The sequence below is a fragment of the Vibrio sp. A37 genome, from assembly GCF_059777565.1.
Genome location: NZ_JBLNLI010000010.1, coordinates 53,103 through 76,863 on the forward strand (window position 1 = coordinate 53,103; position 23,761 = coordinate 76,863).

Genomic DNA, 23,761 nt, shown 5'->3' on the forward strand with positions numbered 1-23,761 from the left:
TTGCTCTTTATTGAGTTATTCGATCTTCTGGTCAATAAAAAACGGTTACAATATCTACATTTAAGTGACATTGTAACCGATTGGGTTTGCACTCATAGTTTTGGGAAGCGAGCGACCTTTAACGTCCCAAACTATGGATTACATTAGCGCTCTGGCTGCGTTGTGAAATCCCACACTACAATACTAGCAACGGCTAGATCACCATTGTGTTTGAAATCTACATTAATGGTGTTGTCTGTAGAGAGAACATCGACTGGTACTGGTATTTCTAGAGTAGCGAAATACTTTTCTGCAGAGTTCTCTGCAGGGCCTCTCCAGTCGATTGGTGTTTCTACTTCTTTACCATTGATAATGAGCGAATTGATAGTCAAGAAGCCTCCTTCAATATCGTCAGCTGCTGGATATAGCGCGACTGTCAAACGTAACATAGCCTCTGCTGCACCAGTCGGAATACTGACGTTATTAACGTTTAGCGTCTTCGCTCCACCTGCAACACTGATACGATTAGGAAGAGTACCGCCACTTACACTTTCACCAAAGTATTTGTGTTCAGTGACTTTTTGATCAATTTTAATGTCACCAGTTAGCTTATACCGAAGAACGACCGTGCCATCTGCAGCAAGCGTTAAGCTAGTAGGTTTCTGCTTTTTATGGCGCCTTTCTAGTACGGTTTCATCGTAGCCGTCGAAATACATTTGACGCATTTCAACGTTGCTAACATCTAGCCCTGTTAGACCATGGACGTTTAGGTCAATAGTCGTGTCGTAGTTTTCAAGGTTGTTGATGATAACAAATAGCTCACTTCCGTTGACGTAGGCATTAACTTGTACGTCTGGATCGGTTGAGTGTGCGTCAACGCGTGTTCCATCGACATCTGCCCACAGTTCGTAGAACTTGATATAAGAAGTCCACTGCCAATCACCATTGTTTAACTCAGACTCAAGCATCATACCGTAGTGGTATGGTACCGTGCATTGAACATTATCATCGTATGCACATCCGCCTGGCATATAACCCCAAATAGGTTTCGCTGGTGTGAAAGGCATTGATTTGATCACGTAGTCAGGCCTTTCAAGGAACTGCATAAGCATGCCATTGAATGCTTTAAGGCTTTCAATATCAAAACGTTCTTCATGCTGCCTGTTATCCCAGCCACCTTGAACGGCACCGTATTCAGACAATACGATAGGCTTGCGGTTAGCGAATCCATGTTTCTTAACATCGTACCACTCCATCATATCGAGCATGGCTTGTACATGGCCACCACGACGAATAGTTGCAGGGCCGCCGATGTCTGCACTTGGCCAGTCGTAGATGTGTACGGAGTAAAAATCCATATCGTCGCCAGCTGCTTCCATGAAGCCACGCCACATGACATCCCATTGATACCAATCTTGATCACGGGTGTCATCAACCTCTGTGGTCATTGCATTCCGATAAAATTCTCTTGCAGCTTCCTGAACCTCAGGATCATCGTCAAAAATCCATTGGTCGTAGGCATCATCAGCGAAACGAGAAATGCCATCGCGACGATAGAAATCGTGTTGACCCCATGTCATTCCCCCAATCATTGGTGCTTCATCTCCTAGTGCTTCACGAATTTTTTCCGCAACAAGCTTGTGATAACGCCATATTTCTTCTTGGTTTGTGACCATGAACTGACCAGTTTTCATTTCCATGTCCGGTTCGTTGATTACTTCCCAATATTTTGGCATTGGCTCACCCACGTAACCATTGCCGGAGTTTGCATAGTAATTTTTCAAATACTGTGCAACCCAAGCGGCGGAGGTTTCGATGTCTTTTGGTTGCCAACCGGTGTACGTCATGCCGTTCGGGTACCAACTCAACGTAGGGTAAACTGGGTGAGGGTTAGTACCCCCAATCAATTCTGTTTTGCTCGCAGGGAACATATGATTGACTAGGGTATTTTCATACAACTCACGTAACACTTTACCCCGGTCTACCATCCAGTCCATATCTGGCCAGTTTGGTTTGTTTGGATCTTGCTCTGTTTCTTGGAAGCGCCATGTTGCAGAGCCGTTATCACGTCCCATATACGCATCAAGTGTGTTCAACAGATAGTTGAGCTTATCAGTGTGGCCAATCCAGTCATTCTCAAACACACCACTATGTACGGTAATATGTCTATCTCGACCAAAGTCTGATACGCCATTGACTTCGTGTAAGATATTCGCGTTAACCGATACTTTGACGGTTTCTTTATTGCTTAACTGAGAAGGAGAGCAACCTTCGTGGTTGGCAAACTCGCTTTCAGGCGTATTCGGACACAAGTCTAAGTCGTTAGTGATTCCATCATTGTCGTCATCATTGCCTGAAATCGAACATCCACGAGCATCTACATTGGTTCCGTAAGGTGTGTCCGGACATTGATCTAGCGCGTTTGGCACACCATCAAAGTCGTCGTCGTCACCACCTGTACTGACACAGCCAGTAGAATCAACAAAAGAGCCTGGCGGAGTGTTTGGACACTGATCGAGTGCATCATTTACGCCATCGTTGTCACTGTCCAATTGGCTTGGTGTGCATCCGTTCTCATCTGCTTGTTCATTTGCTGGGCTGTTTGGGCATTGATCTAAAATATCAGGGACGCCATCGTTATCACTGTCGAGGGTATTGTCCGCGTCACCAAGGCGGGTAAATGTGATTTTATCAATATTAAATTGAAAGTCAGCAGAGCCTGAGCCGACCACGCGAATAGTGTTGTTGCCAGCATACATATTAAATGTGCTGGAACCTACTTGGTCGTAGTAGGAATCCCAATCACCATTGACACTGGAAATATTAGTCGTATTTTTCAGGGATAAGTTGCCTTCGTGATCGGTTAGCATTAACCCTGCGGCTGTATCGCTTGAGTTACCAGTAGCAACGGTATAGGTCACACTGTATAAACCCGACTTATCGAGGTCTACGTAAAACTCTAGATAGTCTCCTGAATTAAAATAGTTAACGGCGCTACCAGAGGGGATAGAGTAGGTTTGGACGCTGCCGCCCACGCCTTGATAATCTTCAGCTTCAAGTACAAAACTCCCAGAAACTGGGATCGAATTAGCACTGGTACTTGATTGAATGTTTACACTGCTGGGTATAAGCTCGTTCGCTTGTACTTGGGATGTGTTACTAAAAGCTGCTGAACATATTCCAATGCTCGTAATTGCAGCAATAGCCAAGTACAAGGGAGCCTTATTTCTAATCTTTATAGACATAAAACATCCTATGTTTTAAATACATTGATTATTTCACTTCGAACCTATAGCAATGACGCAGTCTCTAACATTCGGTTACCTGAAATGTTTCGACTTACTCCGATGTCATCAATGCTGGCCGATTATATTATTTGGATATCAATATGAATTTGCTTTCGTGACGTTGTAATGATTCTCCTTTTATACTTTGTATGCTGCCTTGTCCTAGCAGAGGTTAATAGAAGGGTTCGATAGAAGCTTTAATAACTAACAGGCTTATAAACACGGATCCAATCAACATACATTTTGTTTTTGCTGTCATCCGCAAGATCTGCATCTGAGGCGATAATGCCTTGATCGGAGCGCCAAGCGTGATCTTCTGTGTCGATGATGATGTACATTTCTTGGTCCATGTTGTATTGAGATTTGTCCATTTGACCGCCGGTATAGTCCTTATCTACCATATTGACCTGCTGCCAAGACCCGTTTGGGGTTTGTTGGCCGTCAATGTAAAAAGTGACGTCTGTTGGGCTTTTCCAATACACACCAAAACGGTGGAAGCCATCGCGCCAATAGGTGCCCCAAGTTGGCTCATTATGGGTTTGGTCGTTGTAGTCGTTCTTAATGGAGTTATCTAAGTTCCGGACAAATACGTGGAAATTTGTCGACATATTTTTAGCAAACCAAGTATCACTTGCGCCACCATAGACTTCTAGCATGTCTATTTCTCGCTCATCAGATTCGCTGAGCATCCAAAAATTGGAGGATAATTCTAAGTTACTGACTTTTATATTTGCTTCTAAGAAGATGGGATATTTTACTTTTGTTTTTGAAGTGATTACGCCAGCGTTTACTTTATTTGTTCCTTGCCGACGGGATGCACTGATAATTAGATTTCCATCGGCTACCCAAGATTCATTACTGTCCCAATGTGTTAAACCAGGGCCAGTCCAATTGTTAAAATATGCGTCCTTCCACTTGTTATAAAACTCACTTGGCTTACCGGTGTAGTCGAATGAATCCGAATATGCATCCTGAAGTTGCCAATATTTTCCACTTTCTATAGGGGCTGGAATGGGAATGTTATCCCAATCTGCTGCATATAGAGGTGTGGAAATTATGCCACTAAAAACAGCCAATAATAGTGATTTACGAGTGTTAATTTTCATGTTTAATACCAATTGGTTAATGTTTGATGCGTAATCTATGATCAAACATCAACCAATTCCACCGTGTACTAGAGGGTTTATTCAAAATTTATTAATTTGAACCTGCAAAGTGTGAAGCTCGAATACATTTATTGAGAATTTTAAACGCAAATATGAATGAAATACCGTAAACATGTGAACTAAGACATGGTAAGCAGGAAGGTTGATATTCAAGTAGTTTTTGTGGATTTTCGTCACATTTATAAAAAGTCAATCAGACCTTACAAATAAGTCACACCAAACAAAAGAATAATTAAGTGTTTGATACTTAAAAAGTATACCCTTTCTCTGATTAGTGTTTTGTCTCTATAGAATAAAGGTTGACCAATTGTGAATATTGATAACCTAATCTCATTAGTTTGGATAATGTTTCCCTAATATGCCTTGCAAACTTACTAAAAAGGTTAACCAAAATAATAGGCAAATAATGCCAATAGGGATGATTAATGAAGTTAAAAAATATTGGACGTTTAGCAGTGTGCCCAAGCTTGTTGTTAATTTTTGCATCAGGCGTTTATGCGGAAGAAGGATTTACTTTTCATGGATATGCAAAAGGAGGGATAGGAATAACGAACGACCCAATATTAAATAAGGCTGGATACGATTGGGCAAATAATGGGATGAATATATTTCGTTTACCGGGTAATACCTATACCAACGCTTCTGGAGGTAGGCTCGGAAATGAAGCCAACTGGTTGGAACTCCACCAAGGTTACAACTGGGCTGAAAAAAATGACATGAATTGGGGCATAAATACCAATATTGTCTATGGTACCGATCTTGCCCTTGATGAGTTATGGGTGCAAGGCTCTGGCGTTCTGCCGGAAAATCCTACAGCGACATTCTGGGCAGGTAAGCGTTACTACGATCGTGTTGATGTGTTTCTTTCAGATTCTCAATCGATGTCCAATGATGGTGAAGGTTTTGGTATGGAAGACTACGATTTAGGGTTCGGTAGACTTCATTTAGGGGTAACACGCGATCTTTATGATGAGGCACCTGACCAAGGCCAAATAGTCGCTTTCACCTCTTCAATTCAAGATATTAAAGTATCCGAGCGAGTAGATTTGGCTCTCTATGCAAACTATGGAACCTACATGGGGCCAGACCAAGATACCCAAAAAGACTCACACCCTGATGCGACTCAACTTGCATCGAAACTTCGTTTTGGAGATGCAGTCGACTACGATGAAGTATTTATTCGTTTGAGTAACAATGCTTCGGGTTCCATGACGAGAAGTTGGGAAGCGTTTCCCTCTCACCAAATAGGTGGATTTTTCCAAGGTTTTAGGGCTATTACAGAGAAATATAGAATTGCCTATTTGTGGCAGCATGAAACCGCAATTTATGATGACAAGTCTCGTGAAGATACGGGGATGACAATAAACAACTCGAATTGGGATGCGTTTGTTTTTCGTAATTCCTACACTTGGAGTCAAAGGTTTTCCACATCTTTAGAACTTGGCTATGAAACGATTAGTTTTGATGCAGTGAATGCGTCAGATAGTGGCACTAATTCAGGTTACAAGGTCACAGTTTCTCAAGACATGCATATTGGTAGTGGATTCTGGGATAGACCGGTTATTCACTATTTTGTTACCTATGCCAAACAAGACGTCGAAACTAAGGTTTATGACCGTTACAACACAGACACTAGTATTTCGTTGGGTACAGCAGATGCTCTAACATTCGGTGTCCAGTTCGAGGCTTGGTGGTAATCCCCCATAAGTGAGCGATTATTCGCTCATTTGTCATGTTAATACATACGAAAAACTTAAGGACTAGAGTGATCGAGTTATGCTAAATAACAAATTTAAGGTAGCTACAATAGCTTCACTTGTTGCAATTGGCTTCACTGGGTGCCAGCTAACTGAATCGAATAATTCAGATTTTGATAAAGAAGATGCTTATATCAGTGACGAAGCGCAAAACGAATCATTAGGGATGTTGAGTAAGGCTGCTATAACTACGCACCATGCAGAGCTCAATAATACTCCTGCAACAAACAATTCTATATTGAATATTACTTTTTCAGAAGTATCGGAAGACGATAGTAAGGTGTTATGGCCAAGTATAAAATTGTTTCCCAAGGATAAAGTATGGAACTGGAACAATAGGGGAGGTTTTAAAGTATTAGTCAGTAACCCAATGGATAATGAGGCCAATATTATTTTTAAAGTTGTTGATCAGCTAGGACAAAATGGCGCTGCTGATCATCAGTTAAATTATGCGGTGAGTATTCCAGCTGATGCTGAGCAAACTATCGAAGTCCTATTTAATGGAAGTAAGCGCGGTCTAGAAGGATATTGGGGAGGGAAGAATTTAAATCTACGGAATTTAGTTGAGTTACAAGTTTACGTCCAAGGCCCTATCCGAGAACAAAATGTCATTTTGAAGGACTTCAAATTGTTGCAAACAACAGGGGACTATATTTCAGCACAAGAAATAGAGATCGATGCTGGACCAATACCGACAATTAAGCAGATATCTGACTTTGAAAGCAAACCGCTATCCCTGATCTCTAAACAAAGTTCAGGGACACAAATTCAGCCAATAGAAGGCAAAGGTCTAGAAATAAACTTTATCGCTAATACTGATTATCCAAGCGTAATGTTTAAACCGAAACAAGCTTGGAATTGGAGTAGTTTTGATAATTTCGACTTAGCTTTCGATGTAGAGAATCTGTCTGACGAAGCGATTCAAATGTATGTTCGTATCGATCAAGCTGAGCGGAAAGAAATAGGTGGTACCGCCGATGGTGTAAATGACAGCATGACAGGGTATGTCACTTTGCAACCGAACAAAGATGGCACTTATTATTTGTCCTTGGAAGAAAGACAAGGTCAGTTAGTTTCTGGGATGCGCAGTGAGCCACCGAAAAAAGCGTATGATGCACAGCCAATAAGTTATGGCTGGGGAGTGAAGGACTTAAACCTATCTAATATTGTCTCGCTACAGCTTTACCAACAAAACCCCACCAAAGACAGTAAAGTGTTGGTCCGCTCAATTCGTTTGATTCCAAGTTTGGATAACGATGGATCTCGCTACCAAAATATAGTGGATCAGTATGGTCAATATACAGGATATGATTGGCCTGATAAGGTGCATTCCGACGCTGAGTTAAGAGCTCAAGGTGAAAAAGATTTAGCTGAGCTAGGAAAAGTTAGCGCGATGTCTGATCGAAGTCTGTATGGCGGGTGGAAAGATGGGCCTAAGCTTAAAGCGACGGGGTTTTTTAGAACCGAAAAGGTGGATGGCAAATGGAGTCTCGTTGACCCAGAGGGTTACTTATTCTTTATGACTGGGCTCGATAATATCCGTATGAATGACACTGTCACAATTACCGGAGAAGATTACGTTGAGCCAGCCCTTCACAAAGGGAAACATGTCTCTTCTGAGCTTAGGCGTTCGATGTTTACTTGGTTGCCTGATGAAAATGATAAGCTTTCAGTAAATTATGACTATTCAGATTACATTCATTCTGGCGCTTTAGAAAAGGGGGAAGTCTTTAGCTTTTATCGGGCTAACTTAATGCGTAAGTACGGCAAAGATAAACCTGAAACGATGCAAGTCTGGAAAGACGTGACGCTTGATCGCATGGAAAACTGGGGCTTTACGACCCTTGGCAATTGGATCGATCCTATTTTTTACGGTAACGAGAGAGTAGCTTATGAAGTGCATGGGTGGATTGAAGGAAACCATAAACGTATAAGTACGGGTAACGATTATTGGGGGCCTATCCACGATCCATTTGACCCACAGTTTGAGGTTGATACGCACCAAATGGCTGAGCAGTTGGCTAAAAAAGTGCAGGACAGCGATCCTTGGTTAGTTGGAGTGTTTGTTGACAACGAAATCAGCTGGGGAAATGTAATCAATGAGGCTAACCATTTTGGTTTGATTATAAACGCCCTTAGTTATAACGCAGATGAAAGTCCGGCCAAAAAAGCGTTTTCGGACCATCTTAAGCAGAAATATAAAACAGTTGAGGCTCTCAATCGCTCGTGGAATGTGAGTATCGCTTCTTGGTCTGAGTTTGATAAAAAGTTTGATTATCGAAAAGCACTAACCCCTGGCATGAAGGTGGATTATTCCGATATGCTCACCATGCTATCAGCGAAGTATTTCTCAATTGTTCGAACTGAAGTTAAACGAGTGCTACCACACCATCTCTATATGGGGTCACGGTTTTCCGATTGGGGAGTAACTCCGGAAATTGCAAAAGGGGCAGCAAAGTACGTTGATGTGATGAGTTACAACCTCTACGCCAACGATTTAAATGGCAAGAAAGCCCATTGGAAAAACCTGCTTCCCGAACTAGATAAGCCTAGCGTGATTGGAGAGTTTCATTTTGGTGCCACTGATAGCGGTTTATTTCATGGAGGGATTGTTACAGTGCCAAATCAAGAAGAGCGAGCAAATATGTATACCCATTACATGAAGAGCGTAATAGAAAATCCATATTTTGTTGGTGCTCACTGGTTCCAATACCTTGATTCGCCTGCCACTGGGCGAGCGTGGGACGGAGAAAATTACAATATAGGATTTGTCTCTATATCGGATACCCCATACACCGAATTAGTTAAGGCTGCGAAGCAAGTCAATAAAAACTTATATAAAGACAGGTTTGGTGACCTTAAAAGAGTGAACAAGCAGATAAATTAACGTCTGGTTTCGTCGATTCATTTAGCAGTATATGGCGGTGTGTAACTCGGGACACCGCTACCTACTAAATTTACCAATTTGGTGGTATTAATTTGGTGCGCTATGTGTATTAGCAAGCTTCATTCCCCAAAAAGCTACTTTAGTGCAACTGATCCAATATCTTTGAATATCTAAAGTTTGTAAGTGTTAAATCGCTCAAACTTCAACACTCAATTAGAATAAAGCTCTGCCCAACTGTTGATACTTCTGCCTATAGTGGGTAATTCTGCGTTTTACAGGTATATATAAGGATTTTCTAATTATTACGTTTTCTAACAGTTGATAGATACAAACATAAAGGAGTGTGCCGAGATGCTTCAACCACAAATTCCTGCCAATGAAGGTAAAAGGCTAAGAAATTTACGACGCCTTGGAATTATCGAATCTGGTTATGAAGAAAGGTTTGATAGAGTCACTAGAGTTGTTCGACAACTCTACGATGTTCCAATCGCAATTGTGAGCCTGGTTGATGAAAACTGGATTTGGTTTAAGTCTTGTTTTGGCCTACCCGCAAAAAAAGCCCCAAGAGATATTTCAATCTGTGGTCACGCAATATTAACAAAAGATCCGTTAGTGATTGAAGATGCGTCGAAAGATCCTAGGTTCTTAGATAACCCCCTTGTAATTGGAGAGCCGAACATTCGCTTTTATGCAGGGGTTCCTCTAGTTTATGGCGATGATACTGTATTAGGGGCGTTATGCATTATTGATGATAAACCAAGAGTGTTCAGCCGCCAAAATGCCGCACGTTTGATCGAAATTGCGAAGGAGGTGGAGAGTGAATTATCCGATCATCATGATAGGTCGATAGATTCTCTCACCCAATTATCGAACCAAAGAGGCTTTTGCTCTCTTGCGCAAAAAACGCTTAGTTATTGTCAATTTGGAAAGTATCCTTATTCTCTAGCTCACCTTGAGCTCCTCCTTCCACCAACTGCAAGTCAACAAGAAAATAACGAATTAATAAAAGGGTTTGCGTCTATCATACAAACTACGTTTCGTGAATCCGATGTTTTTGCTCGAATTGAAAATGATCAATTTGCTATATTTTTAGCGGGTTCCGGTGAAAAGGTCGCGCATATCGCGTTAAAGCGGTTAGATGCTGCTGTTAACTCATTCAATGCGAAAAGTAATTTTGTCTATCCTCTTGCATTCCGCTATGGGATTGCATCAAATCCACGCGCAAATATTGCAGAGCTTAAGCAACTACTAATGAGTGCAAAAAACGCAGCAAAATAACTTTTTGGCAATTATGTATACAAAGCCGCAGTCGTGAATTCGATCTGCGGCTTTAAAATTTGCGCATGCTCTTATATCTCAACTCTTTTTGTTGAACAATTACTTAATATTGGTTTACCTTTAGCTGCGGTTAATTCACTAAAAAGTTGCCAATAGGGTAGAACGTATGAGTACTAATTCTGGTAAAAAATTAAGTTTAGCATCCAAGCGTGCACTAGAGCGTGGCTATGATGAACGCGATGCTGAATGGGTTATTGAATTTGAAACTTCTGAGCTAAAAGGAGATTTAGCTTACGAAGAGGGCGTCATACGCCGCGATCCAACTGCTGTAATTAAAGTCGCAGGGGTTTACCACTGCTGGTATACCAAAGGCGAAGGCGATACAAAAGGGTTTACTGGTAACCCAGATGACAAAGTGTTTCCTTGGGACAAAACAGAAATTTGGCATGCAACTTCAGAAGATAAGGAAACTTGGTCTGAAGTTGGGCCTGCAATCCAAGCCGGCGAACCTGGCCGCTATGATGATAGAGCGGTTTTTACACCTGAAGTATTAGCGCACGAAGATAAATTTTATTTAGTTTATCAAACGGTCCAAGCACCTTATACAAATCGTCAGTTTGAACAAATTGCCATCGCTTGGGCAAATTCACCCTATGGGCCTTGGTATAAATCAAATGAGCCAATCCTCAGTCCAGAAAAAGATGGAGAATGGGCTGGTGAAGAAGACAATAGGTTTTTAGTAAAGAGCAAAGGAAGTTTTGACAGTCATAAAGTTCACGATCCATGTCTAATGTATTATAAAACTAAGTTTTATTTGTACTACAAAGGCGAAACCATGGGTGAAGAAATGAATATGGGTGGCCGTGAGATCAAACATGGTGTAGCCATTGCCGATAATATCCTTGGGCCCTATACAAAATCTGAGTACAACCCAATATCTAATAGTGGTCATGAAATAGCCGTTTGGCACCACAAAGGGGGAATAGCCTCTTTAATCACGACAGATGGTCCTGAAAAAAACACAGTTCAGTGGGCTGAAGATGGCATCAACTTTGAAATTCTTTCCCACATTAAGGGTGCTCCTGAAGCACTTGGTATTTATCGGCCTTCAACTGAAGAACTGGCCGATGAATCTGGTTTACCTTGGGGGCTATGTCATAAATATGATCCATCTTGGAACTGGAATTACATATGCCGCTATAAAGCAAGACGACAAATATTAAATCCTGGTACATTCCAGAATTGTAACTAATCTAAACTGCGATAATTTAGGTGTGTCAGCACTGATATTTTCAACAAATAAAATCATTGAGTATTAGTGCTTTATTAACTTTCTCATCTTGAGATCAGGTTAATGGGGCTACATGCCCTAAAGTAAAATTTACAATTTTCATCGTTCTATTTAGCGAGGTAGAAATAGCATGTGTCTCGTACTTATGGTGGGTGAATTTTAAATCAGGTAAGCTCTTATACACAGTAACCAAAATTAACTAACATGTTGACCAATGAGATCAAAAGCACAATATTGGTCGCCCAGATGTAGTAAGTTATCCGCCTGTACCCAATAACTATAAGATAACTATGATTACAACATATAAAAATGCGAGTTTTTACGCCCTCATTGTTGCACTGGGTGGATTTGTGTTCGGACTTGATGCTGCAGTTGTATCTGGGACGATAAGATACATCAGTTCAGAGTTTTCTTTATCTGACCTTCAAATTGGCGCAGTCGTCGGCGCACCAAGCCTAGGTGCTATCATTGCTTTAATTTTTACTGGGAAGGCAGTAGAGGAATATGGTAGAAAGAAAACACTATTAGTCGTTGCTTTTCTTTACCTTTTTTCAGCGTTGAGCTCAACACTTGCCAACTCTTATGAGATGTTATTTATAGCAAGATTTATAGGGGGTCTTGCATTTTGTTCACTTTCTATAGCCTCAATGTATATCGGTGAAATATCACCTGCGACAATAAGAGGAAAGTTAGTTGCAGCTAATCAGCTGACGATAGTTTTAGGGCTGGCAGCGACCTATTTCATTAACTACTACCTAGTTAGTTTAGCCTCTGAGCATTTTACATTCCTGTCAGACCGTTTTATTTGGCGAGTGATGTTTGCTACAGAGTTGTTACCCGCAATTGCTTGGTTTGCTTTATTATTTAAAATCCCAGAATCTCCTAGGTGGTTGATTTCAAAAGGTAGAGAAGAACAGGCAGATTTTGTTTTGAGGAAAATATACTCAAACTCAGCGGAAAGAATAACGGTCTTAGAGTCGATAAAATCGAGCTTAGAAGACGTCGAGCAGTTGAAGTGTAAGCAACAGTTACGCCGGCTGATTTCATCCAATATGCGCAAGGTCTTCTTTATAGGTTTTACTATCGCAGTGATACAAGGTGTCACTGGTATGAACGCGATACTATTTTATGCACCAACTGTGTTTGAACAAGTCGGTTTTGGTGTTGATGCTTCTTTTCAACAAGCTGTGTATATAGGATTGGTTAGTGTGGTCTTTACAGGAGTCGCGATTGCATTTATCGATAGAGTAGGACGCAGGCCATTAATATTATTAGGACTAGCGACTGCTGTTGTAAGCCATGGGCTTTGTTGGTATGGGTTTAACAATGCACGATATGACGTTTCAGCCGAAACTGTGCAAAAGCTTGAGTCTCAAATAGACGTTACCCCCCTTAAGTCAATGATCGGGATAACCTATTCTTCAGATACGGCGTTTAAGGATGCGTTAAAAGAGCGTTACAGCTCAGATTACTTGCGATTAAATCAGGGTAAAATAATAGAAAGCTCAATAGTGATTAATCCGCTGTTAGTTTTGTTTGGTATACTGTCCTTTATCGCTGCATTTAATATCTCCATTGGTCCTATCATGTGGGTACTACTTTCTGAAATATTCCCGAACTCTGTGAGAAGTACAGCGATACCAACGTTTGCGTTTGTTACCAGCATTGCGAGTTACTTAATTCAACAGTTTTTTCCATGGCAGCTGTCCCACATGGGCGCTGCGAATACATTCCTTATGTACGCAACCTTTGCACTAATAGGGTTTGTTATTTTCTTTTATTCTCTACCAGAAACAAAAAACAAATCAATAGAGGAGTTAGAAGAACTTCTAATTAAATAAAGATATTAAAATCAATTGGTTAAATTTGTAATTTTATAGGATATATTTATATGAAACGTTATCAGATGTATGTTGGTGGTGAGTGGATCGATGCAAAAAATGGTCAAATTGAAACGGTAGTCAGTCCATCTACAGAAGAGGTAGTTGCTGAAGTTCAATTTGCAGATGAAACTGATTGCCAGCTAATCATGGATACCGCAAAAGCTGCCCAAAAAACTTGGAAAATGAAACCAGCCAAGGAACGTGCAAATCTGTTACGAGAATTTGCTCAAGAAATTAGAAATCGTAAGGAATACTTAGCGGAGTTACTGGTAAAAGAGCAAGGGAAGTTACTGAAAGTCGCGAAAATGGAAGTGGAAGTTACTGCGACCTTTATTGAGTATGCTTGTGATTGGGCAAGGCAAATGGATGGTGATATTGTCCAGTCTGATAATGCAAATGAACATATTTGGATTCAGAAAATACCACGAGGTGTTGTTGTCGCGATCACCGCTTGGAACTTTCCACTTGCACTAGCTGGTCGTAAGATTGGCCCAGCGTTAGTCGCAGGGAATAGTATTATCGTTAAACCAACGATGGAAACACCTCTAGCGACGCTTGAGCTGGGTTACATTGCTGAAAAAGTTGGGATACCTGCAGGGGTTCTTAATATTGTAACTGGTGGTGGTCGTTCACTAGGTAACGCACTTGTTTCTCATACAGATACAAATATGGTGACTATGACTGGTAGTACTCCTACTGGACAATCGATAATTAAAGCATCTGCAAACAATATGGCCCATGTTCAACTGGAACTTGGTGGTAAAGCGCCATTTATTGTCATGGAGGATGCTGATCTAGAAAAAGCGGCGGACGCCGCTCTGCACTCTCGTTTCGATAATTGTGGTCAAGTTTGTACGTGTAATGAGCGTTTGTATGTTCACAGCAGCGTATATGATGAGTTTATGAGCTTATTTATGGAGAAGGTTCAAGCGCTTAAAGTTGGTAATCCAATGGATGAGTGTTCAGACATGGGGCCAAAGGTAAATAAGCAAGAACTTGAACATATGGAAGAGCTTGTTGCGGAAGCGTTGGATGAAGGAGCTAAGCTACTGCATGGCGGAAAGCGTCCAGAAGGGAAAGAGTTTGAGAAAGGGTTCTGGTTTGAACCTACTGTTCTTGGTGATGTTACACAAGACATGTCCATCGTAAGGAAAGAAGCATTTGGTCCAATTTTGCCTGTGTTAAAGTTTGATACGTTTGAACAAGTTGTCCAGTACTCTAACGAGAGTGAGTACGGCTTGGCTGCCATGATTTTTACTCAGAATATGCAGTACGTTCATAGGTTAACTAATGAGTTGGAATCAGGTGAAATCTACGTTAATCGTGGTCATGGAGAGCAGCATCAAGGCTTCCATAACGGCTATAAACTAAGTGGTACTGGCGGTGAAGACGGCAAGTATGGCTTTGAGCAGTACCTAGAGAAAAAAACCTTCTATGTAAATTATGGATAACCGCTTAATAAGTCGTTAACTATGAAAAGTGCCTTCATATACGTGAAGGCACTTTTTTGTACGTGTTATCACTTAGAGAATTCTGTGGCTAAATAAAAACCTAGCATTGATTATCAAGTGCTAGGTTTATGTATTTTATATTAAAAGAGCTTAACCTACGTTTAAGCCACTAGACTTCGAAAGGCGCTAACTTATCAAAATCAAATTCAACGCCGGTGCCGGCGGTGTCTGGTGCGACGGCTCTGTGGTTATCAACCACGAGAGGACGCTTGGTATATTCATCAATAGGGAAGCTATGTACTTCTAACCAACCAGTGTCAAACGCAGAAACTAGGCTTACATGAAGCTCTTGCATTCCATGGCTACATATCGGCAACTTATACTTGCTTGCTAACCGTGCTGCATTTAGCCAGCCAGTGATACCACCACAATTTGAAGCATCTGGCTGGATAAAACCAAGTTGCGCTTGATCATAAGCATAACCAAACTCATGAATAGTATGTAGATTTTCCCCCATTGCTAATGGAATACTGGTATTTTTTGCTATTTCAGCATAACCGAGGTAATCGTCTGGGATTGTAGGCTCTTCAAACCATGTAATGTCATATTGTTCTACAGATTTTGATAGCGAAATAGCTTGCTCGACAGACAAAGAATAATTGGCATCAATCATAAATGTCACGTCTGGGCCAATGAACTCTCGAACAGCTTTGATACGAGCAATGTCTTCATTCGGATCTGGCCGACCAATTTTAATTTTAACTGCGTTGTAGCCACTATCTAAATACCCTTGGATATTTTCAAGCAATCGCGCGGTCGAAAAGTGTAAGTCAATCCCGCCACAATACGCTTGGCAGGTATTGTTTACGCCGCCAGCCATCTTCCACAGAGGTTGATTCTCCCGTTTTCCCTTTAGATCCCATAGCGCTATGTCAATACAAGACATTGCAAAAGAAGAAATACCACCTCTGCCAACGTAGTGAATATGCCACTCCATAAAGTCATAAATACCTTCGATATCAGTGGCATCTTTACCTATTAGCTGGGGTTGAATATCGTGCTCAAGCATTGCTTTAATGGCATAGCCTCCTTTACCACCAGTGTAGCTATACCCTGTACCAGATGAGCCATCTTCTAATGTAATCGTGGTTGTAATCAACTCAAAGTGGTCATGGTCGCCGTGCTTTGCATCTGACAATATTTCCTTCAGTGGGACTTTAAATAGCCGGCTTTGGATATTTTTTATAGCGGTACTCATAAACCATTCCTTTAACTATATGAAAATAATAAGAAACTCTATTCAACTGTTTTTTATAGTTGGTTTTTTAAGACACAGCCTCACAGGTCAAGGGTGCTTTAGCAACCTAAAGTCTAGATGAAGGTCAATAATCTCTAGTAATACCAACGATTAACTGCAGATAGTAAGTCTCATCCTTACTACAGTTCAACCAATAAATTTTGGTATGCAGTATCTGATCACATAGATATAAATTAATTTATTGCACAGTTAAACTGGTTAATGTTTTAAATAATTGATTAATAACGAATAAAATTAATTAGTATAAAACAGATAGTATTGATCTAGGCAAATTCAACAGATAATGTGATATAAATCTCTTTAATTGGTTTACCTTAGTGGCTAGAATTGGTCTACATGCTGAATAGGAGTTGAGGAATATACCCATGTCATCCCAGGAAATCGAGCAAGCAAAATTTTCGTTTCAAACAGATTATAGGAGAGATGAGCTAACCACACAGATAGTTCATCTAGGATTTGGTGCTTTTCATCGAGGGCATCAGGCACTGTACAACGATTTGACGAACCAACTTGCCGATGAACGTTGGGGAATTTGTGAAATCAACATGTTTGGCAACTCTGAGCTCATCGACAACTTGAAAACGCAAGATCACCTGTTTTCAGTGGTTGAAAAATCAGCTACGGAAACACAGACAAAGCTAATTAGAACCGTAACAGAATCAATTCATACCCCTGATACTGGTATAGGTATAGCAATAGATAAGTTATGTGAAGAGCAAATCAAGGTTGTTTCACTGACGATTACTGAAAAAGGCTACTGTGTTGATCCGAAAACTCGCAAACTTGATGTGAAAAACCGACTTATCGCTCAAGATTTGAGAACACCAAGTGAACCTCAGTCAGCAATTGGCCTTATCGTTGAATCTTTAAGACTAAGAAAGTTAAATGGCTTATCAGGCTTTAGTGTTATGTCATGTGACAATATTCCAGAAAATGGATTGTTGATCAAAGGAGCAGTTCTAGAGTTTGCCAGCTATATCTCTACTGAATTAAGTCATTGGATTGAATCGAACGTGTCGTTCCCAAGCACAATGGTTGATCGAATCGTACCAGCCATGACCGAAGAACAGTATGCCGTCATTGAATCTGAAACCGGGTACAAAGACCCTTGCGGCGTTGTCTGTGAAGACTTCCGTCAGTGGGTTGTCGAGGATAATTTTATAGCTGGTCGTCCAAGTTGGGAGATAGCTGGAGCCATGTTAGTTGAGGACGTACTACCGTATGAGGAGATGAAACTTCGTATGTTAAACGGTAGTCATTCATTCTTAGCCTATATAGGTAGCTTGGCTGGGTATGAGTACATATACCAATGCATGGAAGACAGTGATTTGCGGACGGCAACATTGAACCTGATGGTGAACGAGCAGGCACGATCTTTGAGTGAAAGCTTAGAAGTGGATTTACATAAGTACGCTTTTTTGCTGATCGAGCGTTTTAGCAACTCAAATATTAAACACAAGACGCGCCAAATCGCCGTAGATGGCTCACAAAAGTTACCGCAACGAGTCATTGACCCTTATCAAACGCTATCTAAGCGAGATATATCTTCTCGAATCTTACCATTTATTGTTGCAGGTTGGATCCACTTTGTTATCGATGAGATTTCTCAAAATAGAGAAGTTCTTGACCCTCTGAGCTCGTTTTTTCATGAAATTGTAGATGCCGATATTAGTAAGCTGGAAAAAGCGGCTGCAATTTTACGAACTGCGAAAATGGTGGATGAAACCGAAACCCTCTTTACAGACGCTATCAGAGAAGCTTTCTCCAGCATCGATGAAAACGGAATTAAAACAACAATTAAATCTTTAGCTATTCAATAGGAATTCGATATGAAAACTTTACTTTGCCATGAGCCTAACTCGATTGCATACGTTGAGCGTGAAGTGCCAACTGTTGCTCCCAACGAAGTGTTGTTGAAAATTAAATCGGTGGGTATTTGTGGGACGGATATTCACGCTTATGCTGGCAGGCAGCCGTTCTTTTCTTACCCTCGCGTGTTGGGTCATGAAATATGTGGGGAAGCAGTAACTATCGGGGAGGAGTGTAAGACACCTAAGCAAGGCAAACGTTATTCAGTTATTCCTTGTATCCCATGTGGTGAATGTGCAGCTTGTAACGATGGAAAAACCAATTGTTGTGAAAATGTCTCTTTATACGGTGTACATCAAGATGGCGGCTTTAGTGAATATCTATCAGTGTTCGAGGAAAATTTAGTTGAGCTGCCAGACTCTGTATCTGATTCTGAAGGCGCTTTAGTTGAATGCTTTGCGATTAGTGCGCATGCGGTTCGTCGAGCGCAAATTAAAGCGAACGAGAATATTGTCGTTGTTGGTGCTGGTCCGATTGGTTTAGCAGCAGCAGCTATTGCAAAAGCTGAAGGTGCCAATGTCGTTGTCGCGGATGTCGATGAAAATAGACGTGCCCATGTAGAGAGCGTGCTTGATGTCCGAGCGTTAAACCCATTGACGGAAAATTATGATGAGAGACTTAAGAGTGCGTTAGGAGGGAATTTACCGTGTGTCGTAATGGATGCAACAGGTAATAAAGCGTCTATGAGTCGAAGTGTTGAGTTGATTCGCCATGGTGGGAGAATTGTGTTTATCGGTTTGTATATTGGCGACTTAGTACTTGATGATCCGACCTTTCACAAAAAAGAAACCACTTTATTAAGCAGTAGAAATGCGACACGCGAGGATTTTGAAAAGGTTATCGAACTCATGGCTTCAGGCAAGATTTCTCAATCAATCATGAAAAACAAAGAATATAACTTTTATGAGTTTGGCCACACTTACCGCGAAGATGTTGTCGAGAACAAGAGCTTAGTTAAAGGCGTAATTAACTTTTAAGGAATTGGAGTAAAAAATGGAAACAACTAGAGTAAACGAAACCGACCTACGCCAACTATGCTTGAATAAATTACAGGCTGCAGGGCTTGATGTTACAACCGCTGGTGAAGTGGTAGACGTATTGGTTCATGCAGACAAAACCGGAGTCCACTCTCATGGGGTTATGCGTGTTGAACACTATTGCACTCGCTTGAATGCGGGTGGGTTAAATCCAAATGCTAAGTTTTCTATTGAACAGGTTTCGCCATCAGTAGCCATTTTGGATTCTGACGATGGAATGGGACATTCTGCACTAAAAGCAGCTACTAAACATGGAATCAAACTTGCGAAAGAAACGGGGCTTGGTTTTGTCAGTGTTAAAAATACTTCTCACTGCGGAGCATTGTCTTATTTTGCAGAGCAAGCAACTTCTGAAGGTATGGTTGCAATTGCGATGACTCAAACCGATACCTGTGTTGCTCCCTACGGCGGGGCTGAAAAATTCCTTGGTACAAACCCAATCGCGTTTGGATTTCCTGTGGAAGGCTCTCATCCAATGATTGTCGATATGGCCACTAGCGCAACAGCATATGGGAAATTGCTACATGCAAAAGAAACGGGGCAATCTATAGGTAAAGGCTTGGCACTTGATGAAGACGGGCATGAAACAACAGACCCTCATAAAGTGGAAACTCTTTTACCATTTGGTGGTCACAAAGGATCTGGTATCTCCCTGTCAATTGACGCGTTAACCGGAGTTTTGATGGGGGCGAACTACAGCAACCATATCGTAAAAATGTATGGTGATTACGAAAAGGCTCGCAAGCTAGCGAGTTTGGTTATCGTGATTAACCCGGAATCGTTAGGCAATGCGCTATTTGCCACAACAATGGCGGCGATGGTGTGTGAACTAAGGGCTGTTAAACCAATACCTGGTGTCGAAAAAGTTCGAGCACCAAACGACCCTCAAGTGGCCTACCAAGCAGAGTGTGATGAGTTCGGAATCCCAGTTGCCAACGGCGTGTATCAGTATTTACAGTCGTAACTTTCTGGGAAACTAAAATTTTGTGGAATCAAGAGAGTCAACCACTCTCTTGTTTTTTTATATAAGGTCAACACACTCTAGACTGTGTCGTTTGAATTCAATAGAGATAATACTTTTCCTTTGTTGTTGTAGCCTAATCGCAGAAAAAGTTGACTAAATAGAGTAAGTTTAAGTAAAAAAGTAGTCGTCCAATTCTAGTGTATCCGTTTGTTGAAAATCGACCAATTTAGCTAACTCAGCTTTACTGTGGTGAAGATGCTCACTCATGGCTTCATGTGCGAGCCTTGGGTCTCTTTTTTGTAGGGCGGCATAGATTTTCGTGTGTTCCTTTAACCAACTTTGCTTCAAGTCATCCTCATGTAAATAGCGAGTATTGAGTTGGTTCCACAAAGGGTTTTCTGTCCGTACTACATTCCACATTCGCTTTGCGGTTTCTATTAAAATCCGGTTCTGTGTGGCTTCCGCAATACAGAGATGAAACTCGCGGTCGAGCCTTTCAAAAGATTCACCATCACCAGCAAGACATTGTTTCTGCTTTTGTATAATGTTGCGTAGCTCTTGTAATTCACTCAGCTTAATATTTACGGCAGCAAACTGTACGATACTAGTCTCAAGTACAGATCGTGCCTGCAAAAGCTCAAATGGCCCTACAGCGTCAATATAAAGCCCAGTTTCTACAGTCGGTGTTTGGCTTTGGGGTATATCTTTAAAGAAGATTCCAGCTCCCTGACGCACTTCTACTAACTCTTTCAGTTCCAACATAATGATGGCTTCTCGGATGATAGCTCGGCTTGTATTGAATTGTTCACCTAGTTCTCGTTCAGAAGGTAGTTTTTCGCCAGGTTTGTAACGTCCTGTCACTAATTGCTTTTCTATTTCTGTGCCAATATCAAAGTAGCGCCTACGGGCATTACTTTCTGTTTTCACTTTCATGTCCATGCCTTTGAATTATTACTGGTTTACCAATATTAAGAAGAATCATACAAATTAACAACTGGCAAATCGGTGATGGCTTCACAAGTCAGTACGCTTATCACTAGCAAGTTTACTGAGAAAATTTTTCACACATCAATGCTATGTTATAACTATCTGATTATTATGGACTATGATCCTTTTTGTGACATGTGCTTGTTTTTGAGTATACGTTTGAATAATCAATGTGTGCATTGAGGCTATTTTTGAGTTACTTCACAGTTCAAGTAAATTGGTTTCTATCAATATGATATTGGTTGATCATTTGTTGTTTTGTGCAGTAATGTGTCTACCAGTTTAAACTTTTTACCAATCTTCTTAGTAGCTACAAAGAATTACAGGTTGAGCCTTTTTGGGCTAATTCTAAATCTTTTTAAATACAAATGAGCTATGCACATCATAGTTTGTAAATATGCCGCCTACCTTCAGGCTTGGTAGGCACAATATTGGAGTAACAAATATGATTGAAGGAATTTTTTGGGCTGTAGCTGCTGGTATTATGTTGGGGTTGTATGCCTTACCAGAAAAGTATGCAGTTGGTTTTTCACATGAAAATACTTGGGGAACATTTTTCTTTACCGCTTTGCTAGTCGTGCCACTAGTTGCCGGATTAACACTAATACATGGTTTTGGTTCGATTTTGGTCGCGCTGCCTACAGATATATTAATAAAAATGGTTGTCGCTGGGATACTTTGGGGAATAGGCATGATGATGTGGGGCAAAGCGATAAGTCATATTGGTTTATCACTTGGGTTCTCACTATTTATCGGAACAGTGATATTAGTCGGCTCATTGATTCCGTTTGTTGTTGATGGCTTGCCAGCCGACGATGTGTTTTTTACGATTTTGGTTGGTATAACAGTGGTTCTAGTTGGCGTGGTAGCCAACGGGTATGCGGGGATACTAAGGCAAAAGCACAAGTCAAGCGAGGATGTTTCTTCTGAGGAGCATCATATTGCGCATATGCTTGTGGGAATAGGAATAGCTGTAGTTGGTGGTTTATTTGCAACAGGATTTAGTTTTGCTAACGCAGTTGGCTCAAGTGAAATTAAACGTTTGATTGTTGCTCAGGGAAACCCCGAGTGGATGGCTTCAATAGAAGTTATGGATGTAATTTATTTATCTGCAGCGATATTTGTTGTTCCTTATTTTGCCTATCAGATCACCAAAAATAATCACTGGACAAACTTCAACACCAAATATTTGACCAAAAATATCTCAATGACGTCGATTATGGCGATATTGAACTTTTCTGCTTCTGCAATATTCGCTTACGCCGCGTTTTCTCTTGGGCAAGTAGGCAATTCTGTGGGTTACGCTATCTACAATACAGTGTCACTTGCGATTGCAATCTTAGCGGGTTTGGTGACTAAAGAGTGGGTTTCAGCCAGCACTTCCTCAAAAAGAGCGCTATATATAGGTTTAGCTTGCATGATTATTGGTGTGGTAATTATTGCCTTTGGTAACAGTATGGCAGCTTAATTGTTGATGTTTATATTTATAAACTAATAACGGAACAATCAATGAAAATATCAAAAGAAAGTTTTGGAACAACAGGAATAAACGACCTTACTCTTTACCGGCTAGAGAATAAAAATGGTATGGCAATATCTATATCAGATTATGGCGCAACCATTACATCAGTCGAGCTACCGCTAGAATCGGAAGAGTGCAGGTTACAAGCGGTGTGCGGTTTCGATGACGTTTCTGGTTACTTGTCAGAAGATTACTTGGACAATGCTCCTTATTTTGGCTGCACTGTCGGCAGGTACGCCTCTCAGATCAAAGACGCGAAGTATCAATTAAATGGCCATACATATCATTTAACTCAGAATTGCGGCGACAATAGCCTCCATGGTGGTGCGGTCGGGTTTGATAAAAAAATATGGTCGTCTAACATTTTGCGAGAAAGTAGTGAAGTCGAGTTTTGTATGGATAGTCTGTCACTCGAAGAAGGGTTCAACGGAAATGTTGCCACTAAAGTCATTATTGGGCTGACAGATGAAAACGAAATTACCTTGAGATATGAGGCAATACCAGACGAAGATACGCCGATTTCATTAACCAACCACAGTTATTTTAATTTAAGTGATTTTCGAGAAACAGTTGAAAACTATCAGGTGACAGTGAATTCACATCAACTACTGCAGGTTGACAGTAGTGGTGCATGTACTGGAGGCATACGGGATGTTACTGAGGCAGTCGAAGACTTACGCCAAGGGAAGACTATCAGAGAAGTGCAGGACAAATTAAATGATGGGTTTGAGCACTTCTATGTTTTCGATAATCCAACACAGAACCTGATTCAAGCTGCGACAGTGACCAATCCGAGTAATGGCCTAGAGCTACAAGTGTATACGACAGAGCCTACGATGTTATTTTATACTGGCAAATATACATCTAATAAATTACAAAGAAACGAACAAGAGAAGTATGGGCAGTACAAAGGTTTTTGTTGTGAAACGTCACGCTACCCTAATGGGCCAAATATAAAGAAATCGCCCAACTCTATTACTAAAAAAGGTCATATGTATACCTCACAAACAGTTTTTAAGTTCAAATGGTAATTAATCAACCCGTTTAAATAGCCCTTGGAACAATGGCCCTGCGACTAACTAGCA

15 protein-coding genes are annotated in these 23,761 nt (G+C 40.9%); 11 read left to right on the forward strand and 4 right to left on the reverse strand.

Translation table 11 applies throughout. From position 1 onward, the window contains the following. Positions 1-143 precede the first annotated feature (143 nt). Positions 144-3,224, reverse strand: coding sequence for a carbohydrate-binding protein (locus ACM2FC_RS16595; protein ID WP_498482078.1), 3,081 nt, complete (start codon positions 3,222-3,224; stop codon positions 144-146). A 239-nt stretch (positions 3,225-3,463) separates the two neighbouring features. Beyond that, the gene (locus ACM2FC_RS16600) at positions 3,464-4,372 is read right to left on the reverse strand and encodes a hypothetical protein (protein ID WP_498482079.1); all 909 of its coding nucleotides are present in this window, start codon (positions 4,370-4,372) and stop codon (positions 3,464-3,466) included. Positions 4,373-4,857: 485 nt separating this feature from the next. Between ACM2FC_RS16600 and ACM2FC_RS16605 the strand changes: the two genes are divergently transcribed. From ACM2FC_RS16605 to aldA, 6 genes are all read left to right on the forward strand, one after another. After that, a complete protein-coding gene (locus ACM2FC_RS16605; RefSeq protein ID WP_498482080.1) occupies positions 4,858-6,129 on the forward strand; it encodes a carbohydrate porin in 1,272 nt (423 codons plus the stop codon). A gap of 79 nt (positions 6,130-6,208) precedes the next feature. Continuing rightward, positions 6,209-9,076, forward strand: a complete 2,868-nt coding sequence (locus tag ACM2FC_RS16610; protein WP_498482081.1) for a beta-galactosidase — start codon at positions 6,209-6,211, stop codon at positions 9,074-9,076. A 351-nt stretch (positions 9,077-9,427) separates the two neighbouring features. Next, positions 9,428-10,354, forward strand: coding sequence for a GAF domain-containing protein (locus tag ACM2FC_RS16615; protein WP_498482082.1), 927 nt, complete (start codon positions 9,428-9,430; stop codon positions 10,352-10,354). Between the two features lie 166 nt (positions 10,355-10,520). Next, the gene (locus tag ACM2FC_RS16620; protein ID WP_498482083.1) at positions 10,521-11,606 is read left to right on the forward strand and encodes a glycoside hydrolase family 117 protein; all 1,086 of its coding nucleotides are present in this window, start codon (positions 10,521-10,523) and stop codon (positions 11,604-11,606) included. 329 nt (positions 11,607-11,935) lie between these two features. Next, positions 11,936-13,486, forward strand: coding sequence for an MFS transporter (locus ACM2FC_RS16625; RefSeq protein WP_498482084.1), 1,551 nt, complete (start codon positions 11,936-11,938; stop codon positions 13,484-13,486). A gap of 50 nt (positions 13,487-13,536) precedes the next feature. Continuing rightward, positions 13,537-14,979, forward strand: a complete 1,443-nt coding sequence (gene aldA / locus ACM2FC_RS16630) for an aldehyde dehydrogenase (protein WP_498482085.1) — start codon at positions 13,537-13,539, stop codon at positions 14,977-14,979. Positions 14,980-15,148: 169 nt separating this feature from the next. Here the strand turns inward: aldA and ACM2FC_RS16635 are convergent, their stop codons facing one another. Further along, entirely contained in the window at positions 15,149-16,237 is a 1,089-nt protein-coding gene (locus ACM2FC_RS16635; RefSeq protein WP_498482086.1) for a 3,6-anhydro-alpha-L-galactonate cycloisomerase, read from the reverse strand. Between the two features lie 425 nt (positions 16,238-16,662). Between ACM2FC_RS16635 and ACM2FC_RS16640 the strand changes: the two genes are divergently transcribed. Genes ACM2FC_RS16640 through ACM2FC_RS16650 form a run of 3 tightly spaced genes read left to right on the forward strand, consistent with a single transcriptional unit; the run spans position 16,663 to position 20,167 of the window. Next, a complete protein-coding gene (locus tag ACM2FC_RS16640; protein WP_498482087.1) occupies positions 16,663-18,117 on the forward strand; it encodes a mannitol dehydrogenase family protein in 1,455 nt (484 codons plus the stop codon). Positions 18,118-18,126: 9 nt separating this feature from the next. After that, positions 18,127-19,143, forward strand: coding sequence for a zinc-binding alcohol dehydrogenase family protein (locus tag ACM2FC_RS16645; RefSeq protein ID WP_498482088.1), 1,017 nt, complete (start codon positions 18,127-18,129; stop codon positions 19,141-19,143). Between the two features lie 16 nt (positions 19,144-19,159). Next, complete coding sequence (locus ACM2FC_RS16650) at positions 19,160-20,167, forward strand: Ldh family oxidoreductase (RefSeq protein WP_498482089.1); 1,008 nt, start codon at positions 19,160-19,162, stop codon at positions 20,165-20,167. A 168-nt stretch (positions 20,168-20,335) separates the two neighbouring features. Here the strand turns inward: ACM2FC_RS16650 and ACM2FC_RS16655 are convergent, their stop codons facing one another. After that, positions 20,336-21,100 carry an FCD domain-containing protein gene (locus ACM2FC_RS16655; RefSeq protein WP_498482090.1) on the reverse strand — a complete coding sequence of 255 codons (765 nt, stop codon included), beginning with the start codon at positions 21,098-21,100 and terminating at the stop codon, positions 20,336-20,338. A gap of 499 nt (positions 21,101-21,599) precedes the next feature. Between ACM2FC_RS16655 and ACM2FC_RS16660 the strand changes: the two genes are divergently transcribed. Together ACM2FC_RS16660 and ACM2FC_RS16665 are read left to right on the forward strand one after the other, a co-directional pair. Then, a complete protein-coding gene (locus ACM2FC_RS16660) occupies positions 21,600-22,622 on the forward strand; it encodes an L-rhamnose/proton symporter RhaT (protein ID WP_498482091.1) in 1,023 nt (340 codons plus the stop codon). Positions 22,623-22,663: 41 nt separating this feature from the next. Then, positions 22,664-23,707: an aldose epimerase family protein gene (locus tag ACM2FC_RS16665; protein ID WP_498482092.1), complete on the forward strand. Its 1,044-nt coding sequence runs from the start codon at positions 22,664-22,666 to the stop codon at positions 23,705-23,707. Positions 23,708-23,761 lie beyond the last annotated feature (54 nt).